This is a genomic window from Haladaptatus sp. HS23 (assembly GCF_056892285.1).
This window is the reverse complement of the sequence record NZ_JBXGLH010000050.1, coordinates 1-1,242: the sequence shown is the minus strand read 5'-3', so window position 1 is coordinate 1,242 and position 1,242 is coordinate 1. Positions and strand designations below refer to the sequence as shown.

The 1,242-nt window shown below is 52.1% G+C and carries 1 protein-coding gene; it reads right to left on the bottom strand.

What is annotated here, in order from left to right:
* Window positions 1–16: 16 nt before the first annotated feature.
* The gene (locus AC1XDK_RS30745) at window positions 17–1,189 is read right to left on the bottom strand and encodes an IS701 family transposase (protein WP_483353826.1); all 1,173 of its coding nucleotides are present in this window, start codon (window positions 1,187–1,189) and stop codon (window positions 17–19) included.
* Window positions 1,190–1,242: the final 53 nt, after the last annotated feature.

Genomic DNA, 1,242 nt, shown 5'->3' with positions numbered 1-1,242 from the left:
TACTTGACTTCGCACGTTAGACGAACATACCCTCGATCTGGTGCATTAGTTCGTCGGTGTTTTGATTCGGACTGGTGAGTGCCCAGGACAGAAGGTTCTGAACGCTCTCGCGGAACGAACGTTTGATCTCGGCACGAAGCGATGTTGCTCGGGCGAGGATCGTTCCAAGAGCGCTGTGTGCAGCACCGAGCTTCAGGAGACTGTAGGCCAGCATTAGCAGGTGCCAGTGCCGACTGGCACCTGCGGCATGCCGGAGCTCGCAGTCTCCAAAACCAAGATCCTGCTTGGTGTCCCTGAAGAACGTCTCTACTCGCCATCTCATCGCGTACAACTCGATGAGATGGCTCGCTGGTGCGTCGATCTTGTTCGAGACGATGTACTTGATACTCGGTTTTTCATCCTCTTCGCTTGATTCCTTCTTTGTGATCAGCAATTTCACCTTGCCCAGACGACTTACATCGCGTTTCTGTGTCCAGATATGATACGTCTCTCCAGCGATTGTGCGCGGGACTGTGTCGATGCGCTCGGCCAGCGCATCGACACGGATTCGTTCACCACCGTACGTGACGCGAGCGTCACTTTTGACCGCAGAGACCCACTCTTTCCCATGATTTTCGAGGTGGGTCACAAACTCTTCTGAACAGTAACTCTGATCGAAGAGATAGGTGTCCGCCGGGACACCTATCTCGATGAGTTCATCGACGAGATCGAGAGCTAGCTCAACACGTCGTTGTGCGTCTTTTTCATAGAGCCGAAAGCCAAGCGGATAGGTGGTTTTCTCGTCGGCGTAGAGTGCGTAGATAAGATTTTGTCCCCAGATGTAACCGGGAACAGTATAATCGTAGAATTTTCCGGCGTTAGGGATTTGCTCGCCGGTTTTATGCGTGAAGGTGTCGTCGATGATGACGACACCTTCACTGCTCCATGCTGTATCGTTCTCCTGTTGAAGAAACGCCAACCGTTCCTTGTTAAGTTGATTTTCGTCCCAATCATACTCTGTGAGAAACTTGTTCAACGCCCGTTCACTTTTCGCCGGAAGAACGTGATTCGAGATGCCCTGAACGGTCTTGTTGCCGGCGGCAACAAGACCTGTAACGTATGTCTTTGCGTGGTGTTTCTGTCTCGTTGAGAAGCACTCGAGCCGGTCGATTGGCTCGGTACACGACAAGAACGACGTAATTGGAAGCATCAGCGATTCACGCTAGCTATACGCGCTTAGCCAGCATAAGGTGCGAAGTCGAG